Below are 24,372 nucleotides of genomic sequence, written 5' to 3'. Positions count from 1 at the left end.
CTCCGGGTGCGGATGCGCAGTCTGGCGCCTGCGCGCGCCGGCGGCCAGCCCGGCACGGGCATAATCGGCGCGGACCGCCACGGGGATACGGCCGCCGCATGATCTTTTGGAGCGTGGTATTCGCGATCGGCGCGGCGCAGGCGGCGCTGCTGGCCATGGCGCTGTGGCGGCGCCCGGTCAATGCGGCCGGCAACCGCATGCTGGCCGGCTGGATCGCGCTGATCGGCTTCGACCTGGCGGTGAAGGCGCTGTACTTCCGCGACCCCGGCCCCGAGCTGATCCGCCTCTATCACTTCGTCGGCCTGTTCCCGTTCCTGTACGGCAGCTTGTTCTACGTCTACGTGCGCACGCTCACGCGCGGTTGTGGCTTCGGCCGCGGCGACTGGGTGCATCTGCTCGGCTTCGTGGTGGCGCTGCTGCCGAACCTGGGCACGTTCGTGCAGGACGCCGCCGGCGACCGCGCGCTGTACCTGCACATCCGCAACGGTGGCGCCTGGCCCGGCGGCGCCTGGCTGGACGTGTTCCTGTTCGCTTACAGCCTGAGCTACGTGGTGGCCGGGCTGGTGTGCGTGCGCCGCTACCGTCGTGCGTTGCTGCAACGGCGCTCCGACGCCGACCGCATGTCGCTGCACTGGATCGACGCGATGGCGGTCTCGCAGATCGTGATCTGGTGCATTGCCCTGACCCAGTTCCTGTTCGACATCCCCTGGATCGACTATCCACTGATCTACGGCGCGGTGTCGGCCTGGGTGTTCGTGGTCGGTTACCTGAGTCTGGCGCAGGCGCCCGTTGCGGCGTTGGAGGATCCCGAAGCGCCCGACGAAGCGCCGCCGCCGGCCGCCATTGCGGCGGCCGACGATCCGCGCTTTCCCGCGGTGGAAGCCAAGCTCTCGCAGCTGATGAGCAGCGAACGCCTGTACCGCGAGCCGGCCCTGACCATCGCCCAGCTGGCGCGGCGCAGCGGCTACCCCGAATACCTGGTATCGGCGGTCATCAACCGCCGCTTCGAGGGCAACTACTGCGATTACATCAACCGCCAGCGGGTCGAGGCCGCGCGCGCCTGCCTGGCCGACGGCGACGATGCGCGCACCATCCTGGACATCGCCTACGACTGCGGCTTTACCTCCAAGTCGACCTTCAACGCCGCGTTCAAGCGCCAGCTCGGGCTCACGCCCAGCGCCTACCGCCAGCAGCGCGCGGCTGGCTCAGCGAGCCAGCGCGGCTAGCCGGCGCCGCGCATCCAGGCGCGCGCGCCTGCGTGGCCAGCGCAGCAGCAGTTCGCACACCGCCAGGTTGAAGGTCCAGCAGGTCCAGGCGGCGGTGATGTACACGGCCAGGAACGGCCAGTGCATGGCCGCCGCGCCGATGCCCAGCATCAGCCGCAGGGTCACCGCCGAGGCGGTCAGGGCCACGCTGCGGAACATCCAGCGGCGGTGGCGTTCGTAGTCGCCGATCAGCGCATAACGGATGCCGGTGGCGGTCGTGCCGATCCACACCAGCGCCAGCAACACGAAGCCGCTGCCGCTGGCCCAACCGCCTTGGGCCTGCGGCGCCAACGCCAGCGCCGAGATCGCGCCGACCAGGATGCCGCCCGCGTACAGGCCGCCGCCGAGCCGGTGCAGCCGCGGCCAGCGCCGGCGCAGGCCCGTCAGAAGTTGCAGCGGCGCCAGCAGCAGGGCCAGGCCGCCGCCGAACAGGTGGCCGGGCACGGCCCAGCCGGCCACGGCGAAGTTCGCGTCGAACGGGTTGCCGATCGAGGCGTTGCGCACATAGAAGAAGGCGAAGGCGTACGCCGCCACCGCCACGCACAACAGCCCGAACGCCAGCGCCGCCAACCAGCGCAACCCACGCCACACCTGCCGCATACGTCACCCCTGAGCCCTATGAGAGAGCTCCAGGGTCGGTGCGGTGGCGCTGAGCGTCGTCCGATCCGGCCGATTCGTACGCCCGCGCGCATCCGATGGCCTACGGCGGCCCTCTTTAGGGGCGGGTGCCATTGCCCGAGACCGGAGACGCCGATGCCTTACCCCGCCGAAAGCCCGTCGCTGGCGCATGTCTGGAACCTATCGGCGCGGCTGCTGGGCCTGCTGACCCTGTGGTTCGGCCTGATGCGGCCGCTGCCGTTCGAGCAAGCCGCGCTGGCCCGGCTGTTGTCCGGCTACGCCTGGCTGCCGTCGCCCGCCTGGGCGGAGTCCATCGGCTGGGCGCTGGCGGTGCTGCAATCGGCGATCGGCCTGGCCCTGCTGCTGGCGCCGCGCGGCCGCGTGCGCAAGGGCGCGGCCCTGCTGGCGGCGGCGTACTGGGCCGCGGGCCTGGCCTTGCTGCTGGGCCCGGCGGCCTGGATCCACGACCCGCCGTACCGCGGCTTTCCGGTGATCGGCAGCGGCCAGACCCTGCTCAAGCACCTGGGCATCGCCGCGCTGGCCCTGGGCCTGTACGCGCGCGAACGCGGCTGCGGCGACGGCGCGCGACGGGCGCTGTACGGCCTGTGGCTGGGCCAGCTGCTGGTGCTGGTGTGGATCGGCCTGATGAAATTCACCGCGGTCGAAGCACAGGGCGTGGCCGGGCTGATGCGCGCCAGCCCCTTGTTCGCCTGGCTGTACGGGCCGCTGAGCGAGCAGGGCGCGTCCAACCTGATCGGCGCGATCGAGCTGGCGACCGCGGCGCTGATCGCGCTGTGGCCGTGGCGTCCGCAATGGGCGCGCTGGGGCCTGTGGGCCGCGGTCTCGACCTACCTGTTGACCAACAGCTTTCTGTTCACCACGCCGGGCTGGCAGCCGGGGTACGGCTTCCCGTACGTCGGCGGCACCGCGCAGTTCCTGCTCAAGGACCTGTTGCTGCTGGCCGGCGCCGCGGTGCTGGCGCTGAGCGCGCCGCCGCGGCGTCGCGCCTAGGCGCGCGCCCGACGCAGCAAGTCGATGTGCGGGATGCCGTCCTCGACGTAGGGCTCCGAGCTAGGTTCGAAACCGTGCTTGCCGTAGTAGCCCTGCAAGTGGGCCTGAGCGCCGATCTGCACGTCGGCGCCGGGCCACTGCGCCTGGATCGCGTCCAGAGCGCGCTCGACCATGAGGTCGCCCAGCCCGCGTCCGCGGTAATCGGGGGCGGTGAGAACCCGGCCGAAACTGACCTGCGGGTAGCTCAGGCCGGCCGGCAGGATGCGCAGATACGCCGCCAGCGCGCCGTCGCCGGCGTAGCCCAGCAGGTGCAGGGCCTCGGGGTGGCGGTCCTTGTCGTCGGGGTCCAGGTAGACGCAGTTCTGTTCGATCACGAACACCTGCGCGCGCAGGCGCAACAGGTCGTAGAGCTGGTCGCGCTCGAGCCGGTCGTAGGGCTGGACCAGCCAGCGCAGGGCAGGGGACGTGGGCATGGCCGCGATTCTGCCAGTTCGCGGGCGCCGCGGACGGCCGTGCGATAATCCCGGCATGAGCGAACAGACCCACAAGCCCGGTACCACCCACTTCGGCTTCCGCGACGTGCCCACGGGCGACAAGCAGAAGCTGGTCGGCGAGGTGTTCTCCTCGGTCGCCAGCAGCTACGACCTGATGAACGACCTGATGAGCCTGGGCATCCACCGGGTCTGGAAGCGCTACTTCGTCGCCACCGCCCAGGCCAAGCGCGGCGACCGCGTGCTGGACCTGGCCGGCGGCACCGGCGACATCGCCCTGCTGCTGCGCGACCGCGTGCTGCGCTCGGCGCACGAGGTGGCGCAGGGCAAGGAGCCCGGCGGCATCGTCCTGGGCGACATCAACGGCGCCATGCTGCGCGTGGGCCGCGACCGCATGACCGACCTGGGCAAGGTCGCCGGTTTCGAATACGTGCAGCTCAACGCCGAGGCGCTGCCGTTCCCGGACGCCAGCTTCGACCTGGTCACCATCGCCTTCGGCCTGCGCAACGTCACCGACAAGGACGCCGCGCTGCGCGAGATGAACCGCGTACTCAAGGTGGGCGGCCAGGCGCGGGTGCTGGAGTTCTCGGAGGTCAAGGCCGAGTGGTTCAAGCCGATCTACGATTTCCATTCGTTCAACGTGCTGCCCAAGCTGGGCAAGCTGTTCGCCAACGACAGCGATAGCTACCAGTACCTGGCCGAGAGCATCCGCAAGCATCCGCCGCAGGACCAGTTGAAGGCGATGATGGAGGCCGCCGGCTTCGCCCGTTGCGACTACAAGAATTTGTCGGCCGGCATCTGCGCGATCCACACCGGCTACAAGGTGTAAAGGGGCCGGCGCCGCAGGGTTCGCGCGCGAGCGCCCGACCATGCACACGTTCGGCGCCATCCGGCTACGCGACTACCGCGACAGCGACTGGCCGCGCCTATGCGCGATCCACGACGCCGCGCGCCGCGACGAACTCGCTGCCGCGGGCCTGGAAGCGGCCTACCTGACCCTCGCGCAGACGGCAGACAACGAAGGCCTGTTCGACGCGCGCGTGGTGGTGGCCGAGGTCGATGCCCTGGTGCAGGGCTTCGCGGCGTATTCCGACGACGAACTGACCTGGCTGTATTGCGACCCCAGCGTGTACCGGCGCGGCATCGGCCGCGCCTTGCTGCGCCGTGCCATCGCCGATGGCGCAGGCACGATGTACGCCGAGGTGCTGGTGGGCAACGACGCGGCGTTGGCTCTATACCTGTCCGAAGGCTTTCGCGTGCTCCGCACCGTGCAAGGCAAACTGGCCGGCAACGAAGCCTATGCTGCGTCCGGGCATTACCTCGAACGCATCGACGCCAACTGAGCGCCTGCATCGCAGCCGATCGCACGGCCTGCAGCCAGTGTCTGTTGCGCATCTCGCCCGAACCGGCGCAAGTTGCCCACGTGTCGGCGCATGTCGGTGGTGCCGGCACGGCCGATTGCTTAGGCTCCGGTGCGAGCTCGATATGGAACGGTCGCCGTGAAATTGCTGTTCGCATCGCTATCCACGCTTATGCTCCTGGCCATCGCCGCCCCGGCCTCGGCCGAGGACGGCTGCCCCGACGGCATGCGGCCGAACCCCACGCCTACGGGCACTCCGGGCGCCAACCAGTGCGTACCGGGAGGCTCTGGCGGTGGCTGGCCGCCCGTGGACAACACGCCGCGCGGGCCCAAGGTCTACAACGGTTACGGCGCGCTCGCATTCGCGCAAGCTTCTGTGGCGGTCGGCGCCAGCGACAAAAACGATCTGTTCGGCAGCCGGCGGCAGGCCGAGCGGTCGGCCATGCAAAGTTGCAAGGCCAACGGCGGTACCGACTGCAAGATCGTGCTGAGCTTCGTCAACGAATGCGCGGTGGCGGTGATCGGCGCCGATGCCAGCGGCAGCAAGCTCGCGATCTACGCCGGCACCGGCAAGGAAGTGGCCGACGCGAAGGCGCAGGCCGAGGCGCAATGCAAGGCGCAAGGCTCGCCGATGTGCAAGCCGGCTTATGCCAACTGCGTGGAGCAGTGGAACGACTGGTGAGGCCCCGGCGCGCGTGCGCCAGGGCGCGGTGTCGTGCGACCGCGCGTCATCCGATTACTTTCAAACCGATCACCCCACCCACGATCAGCGCCAGGCAGCCCAGGCGCAGCGCGTTCGCCGGCTCGCCGAAGGCGACGATACCGGCCACCGCCACGCCCACCGTGCCGATGCCCACCCACACCGCGTAGGCGGTGCCCACCGGCAGCCACTTCAGCGCCAGGGCCAGCATGGCGAAGCTCAGCACCGCCGCGCCCAGGCCGATCACCGAAGGCCACAGGCGCTCGAAGCCTTCGCTCTGTTTCAGCGCGATGGCCCAGACGATTTCCAGCAGCCCGGCGCCGACCAGCAGCGACCAGGCCAGTAGCGAGGCGCGGCCCACGGCTCAGGCCGAGAAGCCGCCGTCGACCGAAAGCACGGCGCCGGTGACGAAGCGCCCGCCGGGGCCGGCGAGGAAGGCCACCGCGTCGGCGACGTCGTCGGGTTCGCCGTAGCGGCCCAGCGGCAGGCCCGCGCGCTGCGCGTCGGCGCCTTCGCCGTCGGCGGGGTTCATGTCGGTATCGATGGGGCCGGGCTGGACCACGTTGGCGGTGATGCCGCGCGCGCCCAGGTCCTGGGCCAGGCCCTTGCTCAGGCCGACGGTGGCGAACTTGGTCAGCGAGTACAGGGTCATGCCCGGCGCGCCGATGCGTTCGCCCAGGCAACTGCCGATGGTGATGATGCGGCCGCCTTCGCCCAGGTGCCTGGACGCGGCCTGCGCGGCCACGAACGGCGCCTGCACGTTGATCGCGATCGCGCGCTCGAAGCTCTCGCGCGACTCATCTTCAAACGGGCCGTACATGAAGATGCCGGCGTTGTTGACCAGGATGTCCAGGCGGCCGAATTCGGCGACGGTACGCTCCACCGCCGCGCTCACCGCGGCCGGGTCGGCGCTGTCGGCCTGGATCGCCAGGCCGCGGCGGCCGGCGGCCCGGATCGCCGCGACCACCTCCTGCGCCTGCGCTTGCGAGCTGGCGTAGGTCAGCGCCACGTCGGCGCCGTCGCGCGCCAGGCGCCGCGCGGTGGCCGCACCGATGCCGCGGCTGCCGCCGGTGACCAGGGCGACCTTGCCTGCCAAAGGATTCATGTCCGAACTCCGGGGTTGGGGAAGGGCCCCGATGCTAGGCAGGCGCCGGCGCGCGCGCAGCCGGTCCGGCGGGACTGAGTGTTGCGCCGCCGCGGGCCGGAACTCTGCGTTGCGGCGCCGGCGCTGACCGGCGCGCGCGCAACCGCCATGCTGTGCGATGCCCCGGCGCGGGCGAGGCGCTACACTCGAAGGCTCGTCCCTTTACGTACCGGGCCTTCCATGCGTTATTCGATCCTGACCGTCTGTCTCGCCGCGGCGCTGGCCGCCGCCTGTTCGCGCGATGCCGCGCCGCCCGCGCAGGGCACCGCCACCCCCGCCGCCAACACGGAGACCGCCGTGACCCCAGCCGCCGTGGTCGATGCGCATTCCTACGCCGAGCCGGGCAAGGTCCGGATCGACGACCTGGCCCTGCAGCTGGCGGTGGACTTCGAGCACAAGCAGCTCGGCGGCTCGGCCACCTACACCCTGAACTGGGTCGACAAGAGCGCCACCCAGCTGGTGCTGGACACGCGCGATCTGACCATCGACAAGGTCGTAGGCGAGCGCAGCGACGGCAAGTGGAACGACCTCAAGTTCGCCCTGGCGCCGGCCGACAAGCTGCTGGGCAGCAAGCTCACCATCGAAGCGCCGGACCGCAACGCGCGCATCCGCGTGAGCTACAAGACCTCGCCGGAGGCCTCGGGCTTGCAGTGGCTGACGCCGGCGATGACCGAGGGCAAGAAGACGCCCTTCATGTTCAGCCAGTCGCAGCAGATCCACGCGCGCTCCTGGGTGCCGCTGCAGGACACGCCCAGCGTGCGCTTCACCTACACCGCGCACGTGACCTCGCCCAAGGACGCGATGGTGCTGATGAGCGCCGACAACGATCCCAAGGCGCCGCGCGACGGCGACTACGAATTCAAGATGCCGCAGCGCATCCCGTCCTACCTGCTGGCCATCGCCGCCGGCGACCTGGTGTTCCAGCCGATCTCCGCGCGCAGCGGCGTGTGGGCCGAACCGGCGATGGCACCCAAGGCCGCGGCCGAGTTCGCCGACACCGAAAAGATGATGGAGACTACCGAGAAGTTGTACGGCCCCTACCGCTGGGAGCGTTACGACATCCTGGTGCTGCCGCCGTCGTTCCCCTACGGCGGCATGGAGAACCCGCGCCTGACCTTCGCCACGCCCACCGTGGTGGTCGGCGACAAGTCGCTGGTGTCGCTGATCGCGCACGAGCTCGCGCACAGCTGGTCGGGCAACCTGGTCACCTTCTCCACCGCCAACGATGCCTGGCTCAACGAAGGCTTCACCAGCTACGTCGAGAACCGCATCGTCGAGTCGCTGTACGGCAAGGAGCGCGCCGACATGGAGAGCGTGATCGGCCGCAACGAGCTCAAGGCCGAGTTCACCGACGACAACAAGGCGCTGCAGTCGCTGGCGGTCAAGCCGGGCGACCTCAAGGACCCGGACGACAACCTCACCGGCACCGTCTACACCAAGGGCGCCTGGTTCCTGGAGTTCCTGGAGCAGCGCTTCGGCCGCGAGAATTTCGACGCCTTCCTGCGCGGCTACTTCGACCACTTCGCGTTCCAGAGCATCTCCACCCAGCAGTTCGTCGACTACGCCAAGGCCAACCTGCTGGACAAGTATCCGGGCAAGGTGACCCAGGCCGAGTTCGACGCCTGGCTGTACGAGCCCGGCATTCCGGCCAATGCGCCGGCCACGCCGTCGGCGCGCTTCGACGCGGTCGACGCCGCGCGCAAGGCCTGGCTGGACGCGGGCACGCTGCCGGACAAGGCGGCCAGCGACAAGTGGACCACGCAGGAGCGCGTGCACTTCATCGAAGGCATGCCCGACACGCTCAGCGTCGATCAGCTCAAGGCGCTGGACGCGGCGTACAAGTTCACCGGTACGCCCAACGGCGAGATCGCCCAGCGCTGGTACCCTCTGGCGGTGCGCAGCGGCTACACCCAGGCCAACGAAGCGCTGGGCGCGTTCCTGCAGCGCGTGGGCCGGCGCAAGCTGGTGATGCCGACCTACAACGAACTGGTCAAGACGCCCGCCGGCCTGGCGCTGGCCGAGCAGATCTTCGCCAAGGCCAAGCCCAGCTATCACCCGATCACCACCGGTTCGGTGGAAGCGGTGATCGCCAAGGCTAAGGCCGCGCCGCAACCGGCGCAGTAAGGACGCCGTGCGCCGGCGTCGCCTTCTGATCGCGGCCGCCCTAGTGGCGGCCGCGTCGTTTGCGCTGCTGACGGCGCTGCTGTGGCGCGACCCCTACCGGGTGGTGCTGGCCGACTACACCCGCCAGCGCATCGCCGCGGGCCTGTCGCGCGACAGCGTGGTCGTGGCTGGTCACCGCTGGGTTTACGCCTACAACGACGAGGCGCCGGCCAACGCGCCGGTGCTGGTGCTGGTGCACGGCTTCACCGGCAGCAAGGAGAACTGGTACCCGCTGGCGCAGCGTTTGCGTGGCCGCTACCGGTTGCTGATCCCGGACCTGCCGGGCTGGGGCGAAAGCCAACGCGTGGCCGGCGCCGATTACGGCTTCCTGGCGCAGAGCGCGCGCGTGGCCGCCTTCATCGAACAGGTGGCGCGGCCGCGCGGCGGCCAGGTGGTGCTGCTGGGGCATTCCATGGGCGGCGGCATCGCCGCGCTCACCGCCGCGCGCCACACCGGTGCGGTGGATCGCATCGGCCTGCTGGACGCGGCCGGCGTGCGTTTCCGCGACAACCGCTTCGGCGAGCAGGTGCTGGCCGGCGCCAATCCGTTCGCGGTGGTCGACCAGGCCTCGCTGCGCCGTTACATCGATACCGTGTTCTACGACGGCCGCGCCAAGCCGCTGATCCCGTGGCCGGCCGACCGCATCTACATCGCCCGGCGCAAACGCGACGCGGCGTTCGAGCAGGCGGTGCTGGATCGCATCGGCCGCGGCCCGGAACGCTTTCTGCCCGGCGAGGCGGCCGCGGGCATCCGGCAACCGGCCTTGCTGCTATGGTGCCGCCAGGATGCGGTCATCGACGCCAGCGCGCTGGAGCTGTATGCGCAGCGCATGCCGCAGGCGCTGCGCGTGCTGCTGGACGGCTGCGGGCATATGTCGCCGATCGAACAACCCGACGCGGTCGCCCAGGCCGTCGTCGGACTCATAGAAAAGGGCCAATCCCGATGAACGCAAAGTTCCCGTTGCTGATCGCCGCCGCGCTTGCCGTCGGCGCCTGCCAACCCGGCCCGGACCCCAAGGCGGTGGCCGCCGCGCAGGCCGCGGCCGACGAAAAGGCCGCAAGCGACATGGCCAAGTCCTTCGACGAAGCCGTGGCCCTGGGCAAATGGGACGTGGCGCGTGCGCACGGCGACATCCTCAACGCCAAGTACCCCAAGAGCCAGGCCGCCGCGCGCATCCACGAGCAGTACGAAAAGGCCAAGGTCGAGGCGGTGAACACGCTGGAAGCGCGCCGCCTGGCCGCGCTGTGGACCTACCAGAGCCAGCCGGCCAAGGGCGGCGAGCAGCGTTCGGCCGCGCTCTACGCCAAGGAGTACCTGGACACCGATGGCGGCGGCCCGCACGAGGTGCGGCTGATCTTCCGCGACCATCCCGAGTGGGGCCGCACCAGCTATCTGGTGCTGCAGGCCGGCGACTTCGACTGCTACGGCGGCTGCAAGGTCAAGCTCAAGGTCGACGACGCCGCGCCCAAGCCGGTGGCGGCCAGCCGGCCCAAGACCGACGAAGCCATCGCCATGTTCATCGAGGACGAGCGCATGCTGTGGCGCACCGTGCGCGGCGCCAGGACCATCGCCATCGAGTTCCCGGTCAAGGCCGGCGGCACCCGCACCGCGGTGTTCGAAGTCGGCGGCCTGGACGCGGACAAGCTGCCGGGCTGGAAGTGAGTTCGCGCTGGCCGCGCGCGCTGGCCGCGCTGGCGGCCTTGGCCGTGGGCGGGGCGCTGGCGGCGGCGCTGGGCTGGCAATGGTTCCTGCATTGGCAGCCCGACCGCGTGCGTTATCCGTTGCGCGGACTGGACGTGTCGCACCATCAGGGCCAGGTCGACTGGCGCACGGTGGCGGGCGACGATGTCGCCTTCGTCTATCTCAAGGCCAGCGAAGGCGGCGATCATCGCGACCGCTTGTTCGAGCGCAACCGCGGCGAGGCGCGTGCGGCGGGGCTGGCGGTCGGCGCGTATCACTTCTACACCTGGTGCAAGTCCGGCGACGAACAGGCGCGCAACTTCCTCGCCGCCGCCGCGCCGGCGCCCGACGACCTGCCGCCGGCGGTGGACCTGGAGTTCGGCGGCAACTGCGGGCGCGCGCCCGCGGGCGCGGAGTTGCGGCGCGAACTGGACGCCTATCTGGCCGAGGTCGAAGCGGCTTACGGCCGTGCCGCGCTGCTGTACGTCACGCCCGAGTTCTACGCCGCCTACCGCGAGCAGCTGCCGGCGCGCGCGCTGTGGCGCCGCGCGATCGTGCGCGCGCCAGACGCGAGCGGGCCGTGGACGCTGTGGCAGTACCACAATCGCGGCCGCGTGCGCGGCATCGCCGGCCCGGTGGACTTGAACGTGTTCGACGGCGACGCGGCGGCGTTCGCGCGCTGGCGCGAGGCGCGGCCATGAGCGCGGACAAGGTCGCCATCGCCCTGTTGGCCGACCACCCGGCGGCCGTCGGCGATCTGCGGCGTTTGTTCGAAAGCGAATGGCCCGATTACTACGGCGCCGATGGGCCCGGCGATGCGGCCGCCGACCTGGCCGCGTTCTGCAGCCGCGACGCGTTGCCGATCGGCGTGGTGGCGCTGCACGAAGGCGCGGCGATCGGCGTGGCCGCGTTGAAGTCCGCCTCGATCGACGAGTGCCCGCAGTTCGCGCCTTGGGCGGCGGCGGCCTTGGTGGCGCCGGCCTGGCGCCGACGCGGCGTGGGCGCCGAACTGATCCTGGCCTTGGAGGAGCTGGCGCGGCAACGCGGCCATGCCGCGCTCTACACCGGCACCGCGACCGCCATCGGCCTGATGCGGCGCCTGGGTTGGGAGTATCTGCAGACCGCGCGCCAGGGCGGGCAGGACGTGGCGGTGTTCCGCAAGCGTCTGCGCGACTGAGTCGGGCAAAAAAATCCCGGCGCGCGGCCGGGACTTTTTTGCGCGGGTCGCGCGATGCGCGGCCGCTTACAGCGCGTAACCGAACTGCTGCTTGAACTGCTCGGCGAACTCTTCGTAATCGAAGCGCTGGTTCTGCGTGCCCGGATGCTCGACCTTGAGCGCGCCCATCAGGTTGCCCATGCGGCCGATCGTGAGCCAGTCGTAGCCCTTCTCGATGCCGAAGATCAGTCCGGCGCGGAACGCGTCGCCGCAGCCGGTGGGATCGGTCACGCGGCGCTCGTGCGCCGGCGGGATGTCGTAGGTCTTTTCCGGCGTGTGGATCTGCGAGCCGTGCGGGCCGCGCGTGGTGATGTAGGCCTTGACCCGCTTGACGATGTCGCCCTCGCTCCAGCCGGTGCGTTCCTGCAGCAGGTTGGACTCGTAGTCGTTGACGGTGACGTAGTCGGCCTGCTCGATGAAGTGGCGCAGCTCTTCGCCGTTGAACAGCGGCATGGCCTGGCCCGGATCGAAGATGAAGGGAATGCCCGCTTCGGAGAATTCCTGCGCGTTCTGGATCATGCCCTCGCGGCCGTCGGGGCTGACGATGCCGAAGGTCACGCCCTTCACGTCGCGCACGTGGTTCTCGTAGGAACGCATCATCGCGCCCGGATGGAAGGCGGTGATCTGGTTGTTGTCGTGGTCGGTGGTGATGAAGGCCTGCGGGGTGAACAGCTCGTCGATCACCTTGACCTGGTCCAGACGGATGCCCTGTTCCTCGAACCATTCGCGGTAGGGCCCGAAGTCCTGGCCCACGGTGGCCATCGGGATCGGATCGCCGCCCAGCAGCTTGAGGTTGTAGGCGATGTTGCCGGCGCAGCCGCCGAATTCGCGGCGCATGCGCGGGACCAGGAAGGACACATTCAGGATGTGGACCTTGTCCGGCAGGATGTGGTTCTTGAACTGGTCGGGAAACACCATGATGGTGTCGTAAGCCAGGGAACCGCAGATCAGTGCAGACATCGCTATAACCCCAAGGTAAGGCGGCCGCCGGACCGGCGCGGCCAAAAAAACGGCGGCTCCTGCCGCCTTGGCGGCGTAGGTTAGCGGCTGCGGAGGCCGACGGCCAGTTTGTGACCGACTGCCGGGTTCGGCGCCCGCCCCGGGGGCGGGTGCCGGGGCGGGGCCGGCGAGGGCCCGGTCCGGGCCGGCCGGGCGGCGGCCGGGGAAGCTGCCCCTGAACGGCGGAAAGCGTCGGAAAGCGTTGTTTTTCCTTGCCCGGTGGGGGGGCGGTTGTTAGGCTAGCGAACCCCTTCGCGCCTCCCTTTTGACGGCCTATCCCCCGATGTTCAAGAAGTTTCGCGGCATGTTTTCCAACGACCTGTCCATCGACCTGGGCACGGCCAACACCCTCATTTATGTGCGCGGACAAGGGATAGTCCTGAACGAACCTTCGGTGGTCGCGGTGCGCCAGGACCGCGTGATCGGCGGCAACCGCACGGTGGCGGCGGTCGGTGGCGAGGCCAAGCAGATGCTGGGCCGCACCCCGGGCCACATCACCACGATCCGGCCGATGAAGGACGGCGTGATCGCCGACTTCACCTATACGGAAGAAATGCTCAAGCACTTCATCCGCAAGGTGCACAAATCGCGCTTCCTGCGCCCGAGCCCGCGCGTGCTGGTGTGCGTGCCCTGCGGCTCGACCCAGGTCGAGCGCCGCGCGATCAAGGAATCGGCCGAAGAGGCCGGCGCGCGCGAGGTCTACCTGATCGAGGAACCGATGGCCGCGGCGATCGGCGCCGGCATGCCGGTGACCGAGGCGCGCGGCTCGATGGTGGTGGACGTGGGCGGTGGCACCACCGAGGTGGCGGTGATCGCACTCAACGGCATCGTTTACTCGGCTTCGGTGCGCATCGGCGGCGACCGCTTCGACGAGGCGATCATCAACTACGTGCGCCGCACCTACGGCACCCTGATCGGCGAAGCCACCGCCGAGCGGATCAAGCTCGACATCGGCTGCGCCTATCCGCAGCAGAAGGCGATGTCGATCGAGGTCTCCGGCCGCAACCTCGCCGAGGGCGTGCCGAAGATGATCATGATCAACTCCAACGAAGTGCTGGAAGCGCTGCGCGAGCCGCTGGCCGGCATCGTCTCGGCGATCAAGCTGGCGCTGGAGCAGACCCCGCCGGAACTGTGCGCCGACGTCGCCGAGCGCGGCATCGTGCTCACCGGCGGCGGCGCCCTGCTGCGCGACCTGGACCGCCTGATCAGCGAGGAAACCGGCCTGCACGTGCAGGTGGCCGACGACCCGCTGACCTGCGTGGCCCGTGGCGGCGGCCGCGCGCTGGAGCTGGTGGACATGCACGGCAACGAGTTCTTCGCGCCGGAATAAGGCGCGCTGCCTGGGGCGGCGGCCGCTGGCGCGCCGTCCCGGTTTCCGCAACACCCGCGGGCGCTGCCGGCGGCAAGGCGCGCGATGCAGCTGGCTGCTTCGCGCGGTGCTGACAACCTTTTACACCCCGACTCCCGGCCTCAATGCCCTCTTACGCCGGCCCACCCACCGCCGCCCGTCTAGGCGATGTCGCCGGCACCTTGCGGCTGCTGGCCTACCTGGCGCTGGCGGTGGTGCTGATCGTGCTCGACCACCGCGGCGGCTGGCTGCACCGCGCGCGCCAGCAGGCGGCCACGGTGGTGGCGCCGCTGTGGGCGGTGGCCGGCTGGCCCGGGCGGCTGGTGGAGCGCATCTCCGACGACGCCGGCACCCTGGCGCAGTTGACCGAAGACAACCGCCGCCTGCGCAACGAACTGCTGGTGAATCAGGCGCGCATGGCGCGCATGCAGACCGTGGCCGCCGACAACGTGCGTCTGCGCGGCCTGCTCGAGACCGCCCAGCGCGGCAACCTGGACGCGGTGCTGGCGCCGATCCTGGACATCGACCTGGACCCCACCACCCAGCGCCTGGTGCTGGACGCCGGCAGCCGCGACCGCGTGCGCACCGGCCAGAGCGTGATCGACGCCGGCGGCCTGCTCGGCCAGATCATCGGCGTGACCCCGTTGCACGCCAACGTGCTGTTGATCACCGACCCCTCGCATGCGGTGCCGGTGGCGGTGGCGCGCAACGGCGCGCGCCTGGTGGTCTACGGCGACGGCCGCAGCGACGTGCTGCGCCTGGCCAGCGTGCCGCTGTCCAGCGACGTCAAGGTCGGCGACCAGCTGGTGACCTCGGGCCTGGGCGGACGCTTCCCGCCGGGTTTCCCGGTCGGCACCATCGCCGCGCTGCGGCCCGACGACAGCCGCGCCTTCCTGGTCGGCGACGTGACCCCGGCCGCGCAGCTGGACCGCGGCCGCGAGGTGCTGGTGCTGCTGTCGATGCCGCCGCCGGTGAACACCGAGGAATTCGATACCACCCAGGCGCCGACCGATTCGGCCGCCGCGACCGGCGTGCCCGGCGCCGCGACCGCGACGAACGCACCCGTCGCGAACACACCCGCAACGAACACGCCCGCTACCAGCGCGCCCGCCGCAAATCCGCCGGCGTCGCCCGCGCGCGCGACCCCGTCCACCGCCACCGAGCCACGCCGATGACCCGCACCCGCCAACATTGGGTGTTGCCGGTCAGCCTGCTGGCCGCGCTGCTGCTGGGCCTGCTGCCGCTGCCGGCGGCGCTGCAGCCGCTGCGCCCGTACTGGCTGGCGCTGGTGCTGGCCTACTGGGTGATCGAGGAGCCCGACCGCGCCGGCCTGGGCTTCGCCTTCATCGTCGGCCTGGTCGGCGACCTGGTCTACGGCGGCCTGTTCGGCGAGCAGGCGCTGCGCCTGGTGGTGATGAGCTTCATCCTGCAGCGCTTCCGCGCGCGGCTGCGCTTCTTCCCCTTGTGGCAGCAGGCGCTGTGGGTCGGCGGCCTGATGCTCAACGACCGCATCGTCACCGCCGCCATCCACGTGGCCCTGGGCGAGCCGACCCTGCCGGCCTCGTTCTGGCTGGCGCCGGTGTCGGGCCTGCTGCTGTGGCCGCCGATCTTCCTGCTGCTCGACGCCTTGCGCCTGGGTAGCTGGCGGAGGCGCTGAGCATGGGCCCGCGCCGCCGCATCCTGAAGAATCCGGCCGCCGAGGCCGAGCAGTTCCGCGCCCGCGCCGCGCTGGCCTTCGCCTTCGTGGTGCTGGGCGTGCTCGGCCTGGGCTTCTGGTACTACCGGCTGCAGGTGCTGCAGCACGCCGATTACGTGACCCGCTCGGAGGCCAACCGCATCAAGCTGCGGCCGGTGGTGCCCGGGCGCGGCCTGATCTACGACCGCAAGGGCCGGATCCTGGCCGACAACGTGCCCGCGTTCCGCATCGACGTGACCCCCAGCGAGGCCGGCAAGACCGAGACCTGGCTGCCGGCGCTGTCGCAGCTGATCGCGCTCTCGCCCGAGGACATCCAGCGCTACGAGAACGAGCGCAAGGCCTCGCGCGGCTTCAAGCCCATCACCCTGAAGCTGCGCGTGAGCGACGAGGAGGCCGCGCGCTTCTCGGTGGACCGCTGGCGCTACCCGGGCGTGGAGCTGGTGTCCTACCTCAACCGCCGCTACCCCTACGGCGAACTGTTCTCGCACGTGATCGGCTACGTCGGCCGCATCGACAGCAAGGACCTGGAAACCATGGGCGAGGGCAACGCCGCCCTGACCCATACCGGCAAGACCGGCATCGAGCGCTATTACGAACAGGCGCTGCGCGGCAAGGTCGGCTACGAGAAGATCGAGACCAACGTGGACGGCCGGCCGATGGGGCAGGTGGGCCACGTGCCGGCGCAACCGGGCGCCGACCTGCGCCTGAGCATCGACCTGGACCTGCAGCGCGCGATGGTGGCCGCGTTCGGCGATTTCGACGGCTCGGCGGTGGCGGTGGACCCGCGCACCGGCGAGGTGCTGGCCATGGTCAGCCTGCCGGGCTACGACACCAACCTGTTCGTCAACGGCATCTCCAACGCCGACTACCGCGCGCTGATGGACAACCCCTCGCGGCCGATGTTCAACCGCAACGTGCTCGGCGGCGGCCCGCCGGGTTCGACGGTGAAGCCGCTGATCGGCCTGGCCGGCCTGGACAGCGGCCTGCGCACGCCCGAGGACAAGGTGTTCTCCACCGGCGAGTTCCATATTCCCGGGCAGAAGCGCGGCTACCGCGACGCCCACGGCGGCGCCGGCTGGACCGACCTGCGCAAGTCGATCTCGCAGTCGGTGAATTACTACTACTACAAGCTGGCCTACGAGATGGGCATCGGCCGCTTCGAGCAGTACATGCGCAAGTACGGCTTCGGCGCGCCCACCGGCATCGACCTGGCCGGCGAGAATTCCGGCGTGGTGCCGTCGCCGGCGTGGAAGGCCAAGCGCAACAAGAAGGAAGGCTGGTACCCGGGCGAGACGGTGATCGCCGGCATCGGCCAGGGCTATTGGATCGCCACCGCGCTGCAGCTGGTGCGCGGCACCGCGGCCATCGCCAACGGCGGCGACCTGCGCCGCCTGCACCTGGTGCGCGAGCGCCGCGACGGCTACGAGGCGCCGTGGGCGCAGGTGGCCCAGCCCGTGCCCACCCGCATCACCGACAACGCCGCGCACCTGCGCGCGGTGCAGGAAGGGATGATGCAGACCATGCTGCCCGGCGGCACCGGCGCCAGCCTGGTGCGCGGCGCGCCCTACGTCAGCGCCGGCAAGACCGGCACCGCGCAGAAGATCAGCCGCCGCGGCAACGTCAGCCTCAACCCGCATTCGCTGCCCTACCACCTGCGCCATCAGGCGCTGTTCGTGGGCTACGCGCCGGCCGAGAACCCGACCATCGCGGTGGCGGTGGTGGTCGAGCACGGCGGTTACGGCGCCAGTTCGGCCGGCCCGATCGCGCGCAAGATTTTCGATGCCTGGCTGCTGGGCAAGATGCCCGAGCCGGATCCCAAATCCGAACCGGACCCCGCGCACGGCGACGCGATCGCGCCGCTGGCTGCGCCGGTCGCCGCCGCGCTGGCGCCGGCGGGCGAGGGCGTGGCGGCCAACACCCCGGCGCCGGTATCGCCGGCCTTTGCCGTGGGCGCGCTCAGCCGCGAAGCGCTGGCGCGCGAGGCGGCCAAGGGTCACGCCAACGCGCCCAACGCCAACGCCGTGCGCGCGCCCGCAGGCGCGCCGCCGCGCGCGCCGGCCGCCGCACCCGCACAGGCGGAGCCGCGCCGGTGAGGCAGATCCTGCGTTGGCTGTTCGACCTGGTCGTGCGCGCGCTGCGCACCGTCGACCTGCCGCTGCTGGGCGCGCTGCTGGCGCTGATGGCGATCGGCCTGGCCGTGCTGTACAGCGCCGGCGACCACTCCATGCGCATGGTGCTGGCGCAGGGCTCGCGCTTCGGCGTGGGCCTGGTGGCGATGTGGGCGCTGTCGCGCATGCCGGCCTCGCAGCTGCGCAACTGGACCCCGATGGTCTACGGCGTGTCGCTGCTGCCGCTGCTGCTGGTGCTGCTGATCGGCACCGGCAAGCACGGCCGCCACTGGATCGACCTGAAGGTGTTCTATTTCCAGCCGGCCGAGCTGCTCAAGCTCAGCCTGCCGATGATGGTGGCCTGGTACCTCAACCGCCGCGCGCTGCCGCCCAAGTTCCTGTCGGTGCTGGTGGCGGGCGTGATCATCGCCGTGCCGACCCTGCTGATCCTGCTGCAGCCGGACTTCGGCACCGCCATGCTGGTGGGCATCAGCGGCGCGTTCGCGCTGTACCTGGCGGGGTTGCCGTGGTGGTGGTTCGGCGCGGCCTTCGGCGGCGTGGCCGCGGTCGCGCCGGTGGCCTGGTTCTGGCTGCTGCGGCCGTACCAGAAGGACCGCATCCTGACTTTCCTCAACCCCGAGTCCGATCCGCTGGGCACGGGCTGGAACATCATCCAGTCCAAGATCGCCATCGGCGCCGGCGGCCTGACCGGCAAGGGCTGGCTGCAGGGCTCGCAGTCGCACCTGAACTACCTGCCCGAACACACCACCGACTTCATCTTCGCCGTGCTCAGCGAGGAGTTCGGCTGGCTGGGCGTGGCCGTGGTGCTGGCGCTGTACCTGTTCGTGGTCGGGCGCTGCCTGTGGATCGCGGCCGAGGCGCGCGACGGCTATTCGCGCCTGATCGCCGGCGCGCTGGGCCTGGCGTTCTTCGTCTACGTGATCGTCAACGGCGGCATGATCGCCGGCCTGCTGCCGGTGGTGGGCGTGCCCATGCCGCTGCTGAGCTACGGCGGCACCTCGGCGGTATCGCTGCTGGCCGGCCTGGGCGTGGTGATGGCGGTGCGCGCGCACCGGCCGGTGCACGGCGGCCGCTAACCGCTCCCTTGAAACAGTTTCCCCCTTTGAAAAAGGGGGGCTAGGGGGATTTGCTCTTGCCGTTGCTTCCGGCGAAAAGCAAATTCCCCTCAATCCCCCTTTTCCCAAGGGGGAAGCCAAAAGCGGCGGCAGTTTGCGGGCCGCGTCCAATAAACAACAAAACCTGACTACCCCCGCCAAACAAGCTGAATTCGCGCTCTCATGCGGAATTCGCGTGCTACCCTCGCGTCGATGATCCGACGCCACGTACTCGCCCGCGCCGTAATCAGCGCACTCACGCTCGCGCTGGCCGCGTGCGCCACTCAGGCGCCGCCGCCCACCGTCGCGACCCAGCCCACGCCTGCGACGCCGCCGCCGGCCGCGCCCGCGGCCAAGCCCGACCCGCTCGCGCACCTGCCGCCCCCGGTGGTGCCGATGCCGTTGGAGCAGGCGCGCGCCGCGTTCGTGCGCGACACCGCGGCCAAGTACGCCATCGACCCGGCCTATATCGAATCGGTGCTGGCGCGGGCGCAGATCCGCGAGGGCATCGTCGCGGCCATGTCGCGGCCGGCCGAGGCCAAGCCCTGGCGCGACTACCGCCCCATCTTCATCACCCAGAAACGCATCGACGGCGGCCGCGCCTTCCTGGCCCAGCACCGCGAGCGCCTGGCACGGGTGGAAGCGCAGACCGGCGTGCCGGCCGAGGTCATCGTCTCGATCCTGGGCGTGGAAACCAGCTACGGCGGCAACACCGGCAGCTATCCGGTGATCGACGCCCTCTACACCCTGGCCTTCGCCTACCCGCGCACCGGCGATCCGGCCAAGGCCGAACGCGAGAACCGCCGCGAGGCCTTCTTCCGCGACGAACTGGCCCAGCTGTTCGCCATGGGCAAGGAAACCGGCATGGACGTGGCCGGCCTGACCGGCAGCTACGCCGGCGCGATGGGCTGGGGTCAGTTCATGCCCTCCAGCTACCGCCAGTACGCGGTGGACGGCGACGGCGACGGCAAGCGCGACCTGTTCAACAACCTCGACGACGTGTTCGCCTCGGTCGCCAACTACTTCGTCAAGAAGGGCGGTTGGGTGCGCGGCGGCCCGATCGTGGTGCGCGCCAACCGCGACGCCAGCGCCCAGGACTTCAAGCCCGAAGGCCTGGAGCCGAACATTCCGCTCAGCGACCTGGCCACGCGCGGCTACCGCCCGCTGGCGAACGTGGCGCCGACCGAAACGGCCACCCTGCTGAACCTGGACGGCGTGTCCGGCCGCGAGTACTGGCTGGGTTTCCGCAACTTCTACGCGATCACCCGCTACAACATCTCCGCGCACTACGCGATGGCGGTGTACCAGCTGTCCGAGGCGATCGCCGGACGCGAGAATCCGCTCACCGCCACCAGCACCGGACAGCCCCCGGCATGAAGCGGCTGATCGCCGCGATCCTGCCCCTGGCCCTGGCGGCCTGCGCTTCGGCCCCCAGGAAACCCGCTTCCGAATCGGTGGCCTTGCCCGACCGCGATCGCGTGCACTCCAGCGGCCTGCCCACGGCCGGCGGGCGCAAGAAATCGCCGTACGCGCCGGCGCAGGAAGACGCCAGCAAGCGCGGCAACTACACCGCCGGCGGCCTGTACGCGCCGGGCGTGCGCGACAGCACGCCGGACTACGTGCCCAACGTCGACGCGATCCCCGAGCCGGACGTGGTCGCCGAACCGCGCTCGCGCTTCGGCAACCGCTCGCCCTACAGCGTGCTGGGCAAGACCTACCGCGTGCTCGACAACCACGACGACTACGTGGAAACCGGCACCGCCTCGTACTACGGCCAGAAGTTCCACGGCCGCCGCACCTCCAACCTGGAGGTGTACGACATGTACGCCTTCACCGCCGCGCACAAGTCGCTGCCGCTGCCCAGCTTCGCCCGGGTCACCAACCTGGACAACGGCAAGTCGGTGGTGGTGCGGGTCAACGACCGCGGCCCCTTCCACGACGGCCGCGTGATCGACCTCAGCTACGCCGCCGCGGTCAAGCTGGGCATCACCCAGCGCGGCACCGGCCGGGTCGAAGTGCGCGCGCTGCACCCGGGCGAGGACGCGCCGCCGGTGCTGGCCGCCGCGCCGAAGCCGCCCGAGGCCAAGCCAACCGAGTCCAAGCAAGCCGACACTGCGCCCAGCGCCATGGACCGCCTGGTCTCGGCCATGCCCATCGCCAGCGCCCAGGCCGGCGAGCTGCCGCCGGGCGTGCGCGTGGCCACCGGCAAGCCCGCGCCGGTCGCGGCCAAGTCCGCCGCGGCCGCGCCCAAGGCCGGCACCGGTGGGGATTACCGCTTCGACATGATGCAAAACGGCAAGACCATGAGCGCGGACGAGTTCGAGGCCTGGATGAAGGCGCGCCAGGTCCGCGTGGCCACCGGCAAGGCCGCGCCCGCGGCCGCCGCGCCCGCGCGCAAGCTCAGCCGTGCCGAGCGCCGCGCCCTGGAACAGCAGCGCAAGGCCGAGGCCACCGCCGCGCTGCCGGCGCCGGCCAAGGCGCCGCCGCCGCCCAGCCCGGCCAAGGCCGCCACCGAGGTCGCCGCAGCCATCGAGCGCAGCCCGGCCGCGCGCGATGGCGACGTGACCCTGCAAGTGGCCAGCTTCAGCGCACGCAGCAACGCCGACCGCGCCCTGGGCATGCTCAAGGACGCCGGCATCGGCGACGCCCGCCTGCTGGACGGCAACGCCAACGGCCAGAAGGTCTGGCGCCTGCGCGTGGGCCCCTTGCAGGCCGAGCGCGCGCCGGAACTCGCCGCGCGTATCGTCGGTCTGGGTTTCGGCCAGCCCCAGCGCGTACGCGACTGAGGCCGCAGGCCATCCGCTCCGGCCGCGCGCCGGAGCCGCGCGGGGCAGGAGGTCCCGCGCCCCGCTCGCGGGCCGGCACGGCCGCGGTGGACAGGCGGGAGGGGCGCGAGCCCGCTCCCGGCACTGCCGAAGTGCCCTGGAGGGCGTTTACGGCGCAGAATTCCCAGCCTTGGCCGGCACCGCCGGCCCCCCGGAGTAGTTGAACGATGAAAGCCCGCTTCACCCCTCGTGCCGCCGCGGTCGCCGCGCTCGCCGCCTGCCTGGTCACCTCGACCGCGGGCCTGGTCCTGGCGCAGACGCCCGTTCCCAAGCCCGCCGCCGCCCTGCCGCCGGCCAGCGACGCGCTGCCGGTGCCGCCGCCGCCGGCGATCAAGGCCAGCGCCTGGGTGCTGATGGACGCGGCCAGCGGCAACGTGCTCGCGGGCGAGAACATCGACACCAAGGTCGAGCCGGCCAGCATCACCAAGGTCATGACCAGCTACGTGATCGCCGCCGAAATGAAGGGCGGCAAGGTCAAGGACACCGACCTGGTGATGATGAGCGAGAACGCCTGGCGCAAGGGCGGCGCGGCCACCGACGGCAGCTACTCCGGCTTCGCGGTCAACAAGACCGCGCCGCTGATCGAGATGGAAAAAGGCATGGTGGTGCAGTCGGGCAACGACGCCGCCATCGCCCTGGCCGAGCACGTGGCCGGCAGCGAGGACGCGTTCGCCTCGCTGATGAACCAGTACGCCGCGCGCATCGGCATGAAGAACACCCACTTCATGAACCCGCACGGCCTGTCGCAGGAGAACCACTACTCCACCGCGCGCGACCTGGCGCTGCTGGGCCGCGCGCTGATCCACGACTACCCGGTCGCGTACTCGTACAACAAGATCAAGGAACTCACGGTCGGGCCGATCACCCAGAACAACCGCAACCGCCTGCTGTGGCTGGACCCGTCCGCCGACGGCATCAAGACCGGCCACCATTCCGGCGCAGGCTACTGCCTGATGGGCTCGGCCAAGCGCGGCGACCAGCGCCTGATCTCGGTGGTCATGGGCTCCACCTCCGACGACCAGCGCACCGTCGACAGCCAGGCGCTGCTGAACTGGGGCTTCCGCTTTTACGAAACCCACCGCCTGTACGACGCGCGCAAAGTCATCGCCAAGCAGAAGGTGTGGAAGGGCACCGCCGACGAAGTGCAGCTGGGCGTGGCCGAGCCGCTGCTGGTGACGGTGCCGCGCGGCAAGTACGCGCAGCTCAAGCCGAGCATGGACGTGAGCAAGACCCTGGTCGCCCCGATCAAGCAGGGCCAGGCGCTGGGCACGGTGAAGGTGGTGCTGGACGGCAAGGTCATCGCCCAGCGCCCGCTGGTGGCGTTGAGCGCGGTGGAAGAGGGCGGCTTCTTCAAGCGCCTGTGGGACGAGTTCTGGATGTGGTGGGAGTCGGAGTGATCCGGCACCGCAGCGCACAGACGACAAGGCCGGCGTTCGCCGGCCTTGTTTTTTTGCCAGCTCCAACAGCGACGACAGCCGCGCTCACCCCTGTAGGAGCTGCGCAAGCTGCGACCGCGAATCCGCAGTTACGACCAAGCCCTCGGTCGGCGTGGGGTCGGCTCTGACGCCTTGGGGTAGGAGCGGCGTAAGCCGCGATCCGCTCCGAACTCGCGAAGGTGTGTGGGTGTGTTGGTCGAAGCAACAACAACAGCTTCCGTCCGCAAGCGGCCGGGTTACTAAAGAAAAACGCTTCGCCAGAGCTCCCGTGCGAGAGCGATGCGCGCGCCGGGATTTTTCGATGGCACATCCCTGTGCCAGCGAAAAACGGCGCACCTCCTGTGCGCCGCCCCCCGCCTTCGCGGGGGCAGGCTCTCCGGGTCTGCAATTCGGGCTGCGAGTTCGGGGCCCGAGCGAGGATCAAGAGCATTCGCGCTGCGCGCTCATCCCCTCACCCTAGCCCTCTCCCGCAGGCGGGAGAGGGGATGCATCCGACGCCGCTGCTGCTTTAGCCCCTTTCCCGCTCGCGGGAGAGGGGTTGGGGTGAGGGCCGCCGCCCCCACAGCTGCGGATACCGCGAGATATAGCGGCTCAACGCGAACATCAGCGGGATCGAGACCGACAGGGTGCACAGCAGATGGAAGACGTACGTGAGCGCTGACTTCATTCCGATCTCCGCGCCGGGAACGCGAATGCCCGCCGCTTCGGCCGCCAGCGCGCTGTGCGCGGTGAACCCCTGCATGCCGCCTATGATCAGGGTCACGAACCACATCGCGATGAGATACACCACCCACAGCCAGCGCGGCCCCACCCGCTGCACCCGGATATAGCCGTACAGGCCCGCCGCACCCAGCGCCAGCAGCAGCGGCACCATGAAACCCGCCATCCGGTACGGCCAAAACGGCGTGTTGGCGGGCAGCAGGGTCTGCTTGTACACCTGCAGTCCCAAGGTCACCGCCGCCGCCAGCGCCACCAGCGCGAACTGCAGCCACCAGGCCGTGCTGGGCCGCCGCTGCGCCTCGGGCGGTATCACCACGCTGTTCGGGGCGGCGTAGGCCTGGTCGATGGGCTGCATGCGGGGCTCCGGCTGGGCTGCGAGCAGCGTAGCAAGCCGCGTGCCGGCCGACCTTCGTTCCACCGCAGCAACGCACCGGACGGCCGTTCGGCTTGGGTTCGGGGCCCCCCGGACCCATAATT

Annotated in this window: 24 protein-coding genes; 18 read left to right on the top strand and 6 right to left on the bottom strand. The window is 70.4% G+C overall.

Going from position 1 to position 24,372, the window contains the following annotated elements; genetic code table 11:
• Positions 1–98 precede the first annotated feature (98 nt).
• Positions 99–1,226: a helix-turn-helix domain-containing protein gene (locus tag DX914_RS14100; protein ID WP_115859738.1), complete on the top strand. Its 1,128-nt coding sequence runs from the start codon at positions 99–101 to the stop codon at positions 1,224–1,226.
• On the opposite strand, the gene DX914_RS14095 is transcribed toward DX914_RS14100, so the two are convergent.
• On the bottom strand, positions 1,206–1,865 hold the full coding sequence (locus DX914_RS14095) for a DUF2306 domain-containing protein (RefSeq protein WP_115859737.1): 660 nt from the start codon (positions 1,863–1,865) through the stop codon (positions 1,206–1,208). The genes DX914_RS14100 and DX914_RS14095 overlap by 21 nt on opposite strands.
• A gap of 153 nt (positions 1,866–2,018) precedes the next feature.
• Here DX914_RS14095 and DX914_RS14090 point away from each other — a divergent pair, with 153 nt between their 5' ends.
• Positions 2,019–2,894 carry a DUF417 family protein gene (locus tag DX914_RS14090; RefSeq protein WP_196778916.1) on the top strand — a complete coding sequence of 292 codons (876 nt, stop codon included), beginning with the start codon at positions 2,019–2,021 and terminating at the stop codon, positions 2,892–2,894.
• Here the strand turns inward: DX914_RS14090 and DX914_RS14085 are convergent.
• On the bottom strand, positions 2,891–3,367 hold the full coding sequence (locus DX914_RS14085; protein WP_115859736.1) for a GNAT family N-acetyltransferase: 477 nt from the start codon (positions 3,365–3,367) through the stop codon (positions 2,891–2,893). The genes DX914_RS14090 and DX914_RS14085 overlap by 4 nt on opposite strands.
• A gap of 55 nt (positions 3,368–3,422) precedes the next feature.
• Between DX914_RS14085 and ubiE the strand changes: the two genes are divergently transcribed.
• The 3 genes from ubiE to DX914_RS14070 all read left to right on the top strand — a co-directional run bounded on the left by ubiE (position 3,423) and on the right by DX914_RS14070 (position 5,427).
• Positions 3,423–4,214: a bifunctional demethylmenaquinone methyltransferase/2-methoxy-6-polyprenyl-1,4-benzoquinol methylase UbiE gene (gene ubiE, locus DX914_RS14080; protein WP_115859735.1), complete on the top strand. Its 792-nt coding sequence runs from the start codon at positions 3,423–3,425 to the stop codon at positions 4,212–4,214.
• A gap of 40 nt (positions 4,215–4,254) precedes the next feature.
• Positions 4,255–4,728 carry a GNAT family N-acetyltransferase gene (locus tag DX914_RS14075; RefSeq protein ID WP_115859734.1) on the top strand — a complete coding sequence of 158 codons (474 nt, stop codon included), beginning with the start codon at positions 4,255–4,257 and terminating at the stop codon, positions 4,726–4,728.
• A 189-nt stretch (positions 4,729–4,917) separates the two neighbouring features.
• The gene (locus DX914_RS14070; protein WP_115859733.1) at positions 4,918–5,427 is read left to right on the top strand and encodes a DUF4189 domain-containing protein; all 510 of its coding nucleotides are present in this window, start codon (positions 4,918–4,920) and stop codon (positions 5,425–5,427) included.
• Positions 5,428–5,473: 46 nt separating this feature from the next.
• Here DX914_RS14070 and DX914_RS14065 read toward each other — a convergent pair whose 3' ends face one another.
• Together DX914_RS14065 and DX914_RS14060 are read right to left on the bottom strand one after the other, a co-directional pair.
• Positions 5,474–5,806, bottom strand: coding sequence for a DMT family transporter (locus tag DX914_RS14065; protein WP_425480688.1), 333 nt, complete (start codon positions 5,804–5,806; stop codon positions 5,474–5,476).
• Between the two features lie 3 nt (positions 5,807–5,809).
• Positions 5,810–6,550, bottom strand: coding sequence for an SDR family NAD(P)-dependent oxidoreductase (locus DX914_RS14060; protein WP_115859732.1), 741 nt, complete (start codon positions 6,548–6,550; stop codon positions 5,810–5,812).
• Positions 6,551–6,769: 219 nt separating this feature from the next.
• Between DX914_RS14060 and DX914_RS14055 the strand changes: the two genes are divergently transcribed.
• From DX914_RS14055 to DX914_RS14035, 5 genes are read left to right on the top strand one after another with little or no spacing between them, the layout of a single operon-like run.
• Positions 6,770–8,713, top strand: coding sequence for a M1 family metallopeptidase (locus DX914_RS14055; protein WP_115859731.1), 1,944 nt, complete (start codon positions 6,770–6,772; stop codon positions 8,711–8,713).
• Positions 8,714–8,756: 43 nt separating this feature from the next.
• Positions 8,757–9,698, top strand: coding sequence for an alpha/beta fold hydrolase (locus tag DX914_RS14050; RefSeq protein ID WP_231118275.1), 942 nt, complete (start codon positions 8,757–8,759; stop codon positions 9,696–9,698).
• Complete coding sequence (locus DX914_RS14045; protein WP_115859729.1) at positions 9,695–10,414, top strand: hypothetical protein; 720 nt, start codon at positions 9,695–9,697, stop codon at positions 10,412–10,414. The genes DX914_RS14050 and DX914_RS14045 overlap by 4 nt, the downstream gene beginning before the upstream one ends.
• Positions 10,411–11,133 (top strand): GH25 family lysozyme, encoded by a 723-nt coding sequence (locus DX914_RS14040; RefSeq protein WP_196778915.1) that lies wholly within the window; start codon positions 10,411–10,413, stop codon positions 11,131–11,133. The genes DX914_RS14045 and DX914_RS14040 overlap by 4 nt, the downstream gene beginning before the upstream one ends.
• On the top strand, positions 11,130–11,609 hold the full coding sequence (locus DX914_RS14035; RefSeq protein ID WP_115859728.1) for a GNAT family N-acetyltransferase: 480 nt from the start codon (positions 11,130–11,132) through the stop codon (positions 11,607–11,609). Before DX914_RS14040 ends, DX914_RS14035 begins: the two co-directional genes overlap by 4 nt.
• Before the next feature lie 66 nt (positions 11,610–11,675).
• On the opposite strand, the gene DX914_RS14030 is transcribed toward DX914_RS14035, so the two are convergent.
• The gene (locus DX914_RS14030; RefSeq protein ID WP_115859727.1) at positions 11,676–12,608 is read right to left on the bottom strand and encodes a carbohydrate kinase family protein; all 933 of its coding nucleotides are present in this window, start codon (positions 12,606–12,608) and stop codon (positions 11,676–11,678) included.
• A 322-nt stretch (positions 12,609–12,930) separates the two neighbouring features.
• Between DX914_RS14030 and DX914_RS14025 the strand changes: the two genes are divergently transcribed.
• The 8 genes from DX914_RS14025 to DX914_RS13990 all read left to right on the top strand — a co-directional run bounded on the left by DX914_RS14025 (position 12,931) and on the right by DX914_RS13990 (position 23,136).
• Positions 12,931–13,977: a rod shape-determining protein gene (locus tag DX914_RS14025; RefSeq protein WP_115859726.1), complete on the top strand. Its 1,047-nt coding sequence runs from the start codon at positions 12,931–12,933 to the stop codon at positions 13,975–13,977.
• 143 nt (positions 13,978–14,120) lie between these two features.
• Positions 14,121–15,170 carry a rod shape-determining protein MreC gene (mreC, locus tag DX914_RS14020; RefSeq protein ID WP_115859725.1) on the top strand — a complete coding sequence of 350 codons (1,050 nt, stop codon included), beginning with the start codon at positions 14,121–14,123 and terminating at the stop codon, positions 15,168–15,170.
• Positions 15,167–15,652 carry a rod shape-determining protein MreD gene (gene mreD, locus DX914_RS14015; protein WP_115859724.1) on the top strand — a complete coding sequence of 162 codons (486 nt, stop codon included), beginning with the start codon at positions 15,167–15,169 and terminating at the stop codon, positions 15,650–15,652. Before mreC ends, mreD begins: the two co-directional genes overlap by 4 nt.
• Positions 15,653–15,654: 2 nt before the next feature.
• On the top strand, positions 15,655–17,784 hold the full coding sequence (gene mrdA / locus DX914_RS14010) for a penicillin-binding protein 2 (protein ID WP_115859723.1): 2,130 nt from the start codon (positions 15,655–15,657) through the stop codon (positions 17,782–17,784).
• Positions 17,781–18,896 carry a rod shape-determining protein RodA gene (gene rodA / locus DX914_RS14005; RefSeq protein ID WP_115859722.1) on the top strand — a complete coding sequence of 372 codons (1,116 nt, stop codon included), beginning with the start codon at positions 17,781–17,783 and terminating at the stop codon, positions 18,894–18,896. Before mrdA ends, rodA begins: the two co-directional genes overlap by 4 nt.
• Before the next feature lie 231 nt (positions 18,897–19,127).
• Positions 19,128–20,291: a lytic murein transglycosylase B gene (gene mltB, locus DX914_RS14000; RefSeq protein ID WP_115859721.1), complete on the top strand. Its 1,164-nt coding sequence runs from the start codon at positions 19,128–19,130 to the stop codon at positions 20,289–20,291.
• Complete coding sequence (locus DX914_RS13995) at positions 20,288–21,700, top strand: septal ring lytic transglycosylase RlpA family protein (RefSeq protein ID WP_115859720.1); 1,413 nt, start codon at positions 20,288–20,290, stop codon at positions 21,698–21,700. Before mltB ends, DX914_RS13995 begins: the two co-directional genes overlap by 4 nt.
• A 206-nt stretch (positions 21,701–21,906) precedes the next feature.
• Positions 21,907–23,136, top strand: a complete 1,230-nt coding sequence (locus DX914_RS13990; RefSeq protein WP_115859719.1) for a D-alanyl-D-alanine carboxypeptidase family protein — start codon at positions 21,907–21,909, stop codon at positions 23,134–23,136.
• Positions 23,137–23,683: 547 nt separating this feature from the next.
• On the opposite strand, the gene DX914_RS13985 is transcribed toward DX914_RS13990, so the two are convergent.
• Positions 23,684–24,250, bottom strand: a complete 567-nt coding sequence (locus DX914_RS13985; protein WP_115859718.1) for a hypothetical protein — start codon at positions 24,248–24,250, stop codon at positions 23,684–23,686.
• Between the last annotated feature and the right edge of the window lie 122 nt (positions 24,251–24,372).

The sequence above is a fragment of the Lysobacter silvisoli genome (assembly GCF_003382365.1).
Classification (GTDB): Bacteria; Pseudomonadota; Gammaproteobacteria; order Xanthomonadales; family Xanthomonadaceae; genus Lysobacter; species Lysobacter silvisoli.
Note: the sequence above shows the minus strand (reverse complement) of the source record. Positions and strands in the feature narration are given on the sequence as shown.